The sequence below is a fragment of the Gluconobacter cerevisiae genome, from assembly GCF_015244675.1.
Lineage (GTDB): Bacteria > Pseudomonadota > Alphaproteobacteria > Acetobacterales > Acetobacteraceae > Gluconobacter > Gluconobacter cerevisiae.
On sequence record NZ_JABCQO010000029.1, the window covers coordinates 1 to 4991 of the forward strand.

4 protein-coding genes are annotated in these 4991 nt (G+C 62.7%); 3 read left to right on the plus strand and 1 reads right to left on the minus strand.

Going from position 1 to position 4991, the window contains the following annotated elements:
- Positions 1 to 64: 64 nt before the first annotated feature.
- Positions 65 to 619, minus strand: coding sequence for a MarR family winged helix-turn-helix transcriptional regulator (locus tag HKD21_RS14155; protein ID WP_194256245.1), 555 nt, complete (start codon positions 617 to 619; stop codon positions 65 to 67).
- Between the two features lie 100 nt (positions 620 to 719).
- On the opposite strand from HKD21_RS14155, the gene HKD21_RS14160 reads away from it, so the two are divergent.
- The 3 genes from HKD21_RS14160 to HKD21_RS14170 all read left to right on the plus strand — a co-directional run bounded on the left by HKD21_RS14160 (position 720) and on the right by HKD21_RS14170 (position 4924).
- On the plus strand, positions 720 to 1196 hold the full coding sequence (locus HKD21_RS14160; protein ID WP_010339850.1) for a YkgB family protein: 477 nt from the start codon (positions 720 to 722) through the stop codon (positions 1194 to 1196).
- A 133-nt stretch (positions 1197 to 1329) separates the two neighbouring features.
- On the plus strand, positions 1330 to 1914 hold the full coding sequence (locus HKD21_RS14165) for a recombinase family protein (protein ID WP_194256246.1): 585 nt from the start codon (positions 1330 to 1332) through the stop codon (positions 1912 to 1914).
- A gap of 4 nt (positions 1915 to 1918) precedes the next feature.
- A complete protein-coding gene (locus HKD21_RS14170; RefSeq protein ID WP_194256247.1) occupies positions 1919 to 4924 on the plus strand; it encodes a Tn3 family transposase in 3006 nt (1001 codons plus the stop codon).
- The last annotated feature ends 67 nt before the right edge of the window (positions 4925 to 4991 follow it).

Here is a 4991-nt window from a genome sequence, read left to right on the forward strand (position 1 = left end):
TATCCTCAATCGCTTCACAGCGCTCGGAATCCCTCTCACACACGCGGTCGCGTAATGGAAAACTCTATAGCGGCCTCGTCACGCCAATAGACCGAATTGTGCAACAGAGCCTTCCAAAGGCATCCATCGGACAGTTGTAGCATCGCCTCTCGTCGCAGAGCCGGCATATCGTCAGCGCCGAGACAGCGTCGTCAGACATCTGCGCAAGTATTGTCTCGGCAATACGTTCCAGCACGAGGCGGTCAGCATTCGAGACATGGCTAAGGATTTCGGATAAAGTCTCGTTTCTTCGTTGCAGGATCGCAGATAGGCGAGTCTCGCCTGCCTCAGTGAGCATCAGCGCTACTGCACGACGGTCCCGTAGCGCTTTGGATCGAACGGCGAACCCGGCTGCAACCAATCGATCGACAAGCCGCACCGTCCCCGCGTGGGACAAGCCTAGCACCCGTCCTAATTCGTCGATCGAAAGACCGGTCGCGTGACCGATGACGACGATCGCCGCGGTGGTTTCGCCACCGCCGGGTATCGTCGGGTCGAATGCCGCCTTCTTAATTCGATCGGTGATGCCCACTGCGAGGGCGCCGAACAGATTGACGAGCCGGTCCGAGAGTACGTTCAAAGGGTTGCCTCATTCATTGACGGCGCATAGTGTATGCGCAGCGCATATATCACGCCTGTGCATGAAGGCAGGTCATGCGCCATGATGAAAGCGAGGCACCATGTTTTCGACATTACACATAGCTGAAAAGACGACCGGCTCTCGCGGGTCTCTCGCGTTGCTGCGCTGGGCGCTGGTGGTCATCTTTCTCTGGTTCGGTTGCATGAAATTCACGAGCTATGAAGCGATGGGCATCGCGCCATTGATGAAGAACAGTCCGATCATGAGCTGGATTCCGGCCGTTTTTGGGGTGCAGGGTGGAAGCTATTTTATAGGCACCGTCGAGCTCGCGACGGCCGCTGCGCTGATTATCGGTGCTTTCAACAAGACGGCCTCCGCTCTCGGCGCGGCGATGTCATGCCTGACTTATGCCGTGACACTGACGTTTTTCCTGAGCACGCCTGGCGTCGCCGAGCCGACCGCTGGCGGGTTCCCGGCGATTTCGGCCGGAACCGGACAGTTCCTGTTGAAGGACCTGGTGCTTCTTGCGGCATCAGCGTGCCTTCTACTTGCGTCCATACGGACAGCAGACGCGTGACGGCAAACAGGTGATAGGCGACGCTCCGGACCTGCGCTTTTGCCGAACCATACCCGCCTCAGCCCATAACGATCGACAAACCCTGTCGCTTTGATAGGGTGTTCGAAAACATGCTTTCGAGGGTTTGTCGTACATGCTGGTCGGATATATGCGGGTGTCAACGACCGATGACCGCCAAACGGTCGATCTCCAGCGGGACGCGCTCGTCGCAACCGGGGTCGATCATCGGCATCTCCATACCGACAAGGCATCCGGCGCGCGCGACGACCGACCAGGCCTGAAAGCCTGCCTCGACTATCTGAACGCGGGCGACACACTGATCGTGTGGAAGCTCGACCGGCTCGGACGCTCGCTGCCGCACCTGCTGACGATCGTCACCGATCTGAAGGCGCGCGGCATCGCGTTCCGGTCGCTGACCGAGCAGATGGATACGACCACGCCGCACGGCGAATTGCTGTTCTCGCTGTTCGGTGCATTGGCACAATATGAGCGTGCGCTCACGCGCGAACGGGTGATGGCGGGACTGGCTGCTGCCAAACGCCGGGGACGCCAAGGTGGCCGCCCGCCGATGATCGACGCCGAAACGCTCGAGCGGATCACCGCCGCGCTGGGTGGCGGGGCCAGCAAGGCGTCCGTCTGCCGGACCTTCAAGGTGCCGCGTTCGACCCTTCTCGGCACGCTTGCCCGGATCGGCTGGACCGCACCGGCCAAGGTCTAAGCCGATGCCGCGTCGCGCCGTCCTGTCGGACGAGCAACGCGCGGCGTTGCTCGCGCTTCCCGACGACGAAACCCTGCTCGTCCAGCACTGGACATTGAGCCGGGACGACTTGGCCATCATCGTCCGCCGGAGGCGACCGCATAACCGGCTGGGTTTCGCGATCCAGCTTTGCGCGCTGCGCTATCCTGGCCGTTTCCTGCGACCCGGTGAACTGATCCCTGATACGCCGCTCGCGTTCGTCGCAGAGCAATTGCAGGTCGGACCCGAGGTGCTGGCCGACTACGCGACGCGCGGCCCGACCCGGTACGAACAGCTCGATGCACTGCGCGATGCATTCGGCTTCATGCCGCTCAGTCGGCCGCTGCGAACGACGTTGCAGGAATGGCTCCTGCCGATCGCGCTGACGACGACCAGCGGGGCTAGGCTGGCGCGCGTGATGCTGGATGAGTGCCGGCGACGGCGCATCATTGTGCCGGGCATCAGTTCGGTCGAGCGGATGGTCGCACAGGCGTTGCTCGATGCCGAACGCCATGTCGCCGAGCATCTGACCCGAGGACTCGATGCTCGACAGCGCCGGCTGCTCGATGCGCTTCTCCTGCCCCACACAGGCACGAACTTGAGCGATCTGGCCTGGGTGCGGCAGTCACCCGGCAAGCCCGGCCGAAAGACATTCGCCGCCATCATCGAGCGACTGACACTGCTTCGGGCCATCGGGATCGATCCGGATATCGCCGTAGGCGTCCATCCCGAGCGCCTCCGACGCCTGTGCCAGGAAGGCGTGCGGCTGACCGCGCAACATGTTCGGACGCTGCAAGCGACGCGGCGTCGCGCCACATTGGTGGCGACCATCCTCGAAACCATCGTTACCCTCACCGACGATGCGGTGCTGATGTTCGATCGCCTGCTTGGGCAGATGTTCCGGCGCGAACAGAACAGCGCGGACACGACACTCAAGCGCAACCGGCGCACCATCAACGGCAAAATCCGGCTGCTTGCCCAACTCGGCGCTGCCTTGCTCGCCGCCAAGATATCAGGTGGCGATATCGGCGCTGCGGTCGAGGCAGCGATCGGATGGAATGATCTCGGCCGCGAGGTCGATGAAGCCCGCAAGCTGATCCGCCCCGATTCGGTCGATCCCGTCGCGGTCGCCGCGACCAATTACCCCGTCCTCCGACAGGTCGGTCCCTCGTTCATCGCCTCGTTCACATTCGGGGCGGTGCCAGCCTGCCATGCGCTCGCGCGAGCGGTCGCGATCATGCGCGACCTTCATTTTGGTCATCTGCGCAAATTGCCTGCAGGCACGCCAGTCGGCTTCATCCGGCAAGCTTGGCGTCGGGCGATCGGCACCGGCATTCCCGATCGCAGGATCTATGAATTGTGCGTGCTGGTCGAGCTTCGCGACCGGCTTCGCGCCGGCGACATGTGGGTCGAGGGAAGCCGACGCTATCGTGCTGTCGAGCAGCAACTCATTCCTGCCCCCGTATTCGCCAACATGCGCGCGGCCGGCCCCTTGCCGATACCGGCACCGGATACGGCCGATATCTGGCTGGCCGAACGACGCGCCCGCCTCGCCCGTCGATTGGCCGAGGTCGAGCGAAAGGCGGAGACGGACGCGCTGGAAGACGTGCAGCTCAGCTTGGGCAGGCTGCGGATTTCGCCCTTGAAGGCGATTACTCCCGAGGAATCCGATACCGCCCTTGCGCCGCTCTATGCGCATCTGCCCGCGATCCGCATCACCGACCTTCTTGCCGAAGTCGATCGATGGACCGGGTTCAGCCAGTGCTTCACGCATCTGCAAAGTGGCCGTGCCGCGGATGAACCACGTGCGATCCTCACGGCGGTGCTCGCCGATGCCACCAATCTGGGCCATACGCGCATGGCGGAAGCCTGCAATCTCGTGACCCAGCGCCAACTCGGTTGGCTCGCCTCGTGGCATCTGCGCGAGGAAACCTACGGTCGCGCGCTCGCCCGGCTTGTCGACGCCCAACACACCGCGCCGCTGGCCGCGCTGTTCGGGTCCGGCACCTCGTCCAGCTCAGACGGTCAGAACTTTCCGCTCGACCGCCGCGCCCAGGCAACCGGCGCAGTCAATCCGCACAAGGGGACAGAGCCGGCTGTCTCCTTTTACAGCCACGTCTCGGATCGCTACGCGCCGTTCCATTCCACAGTTATCTCCGCTTCGGCGAGCGAGGCGGCACAGGTGCTCGACGGGCTGCTCCACCACGGCGCCGATCTGCACATCGAAGAGCATCACGTCGATGGCGGGGGCGTCTCCGACCATGTGTTCGCGCTATGTCATCTGCTTGGGTTCCGGTTCGCGCCGCGTATCCCGAATATCGCCGCACGCCGTTTGCACCTGTTTAGGGGTCGGTACACAGAACGGACCCAGGATGGGGTGCTCGTGCGCCCAGCCTACGAGCTATGCGCTCTGATCCAGCTACGCGAGCGCCTGCGCGCTGGTGACGTCTGGCTGACGGAAAGCCGTCAGTACCGCGCCTTCGACAGCTATCTCTTGCCGGAGGCTACCTTTGCAGCGATGCGTACCCGTGGTCTGCTGCCCCTGGCGATCAACGGAACAGCCGAGGCCTTCCTCTCCCAACGGCGCGCCACGCTGGATACCGCGTTGATGCAAGTATCGGACTTGGCTCGACAGGGGAAACTGCCGCAGGTGCGCCTGGACGGAAGTGGCCTCGTGATTTCGCCGTTGAAAGCGATCACGCCCTCAGTCGTCGAGGATCTGCGGCGGGCTGCGTATAATCGGCTGCCACGGGTCAAGATCACCGATCTTCTGCTGGAGGTCGATTCCTGGACCGGCTTCACCGACTGTTTCACCCATCGGCGCTCCAGCCGTATCGCTGATGACAAGAACGCGCTGCTGACGGTGATCCTGGCGGACGGGATCAATCTCGGGCTGACTCGTATGGCCGATACCTGTCAGGGTGCTACCCTGCGCCAGCTGGCCCATCTGAGGCCATCGTGTGGAAAGTACGCTAAACAACGTTTAGCATGAACAGTAGAAGAACGTCTGGGTAGCGTGATCTTGCCTGAGGGCAAGCCGCTGTTTCTTTGTTGAACAA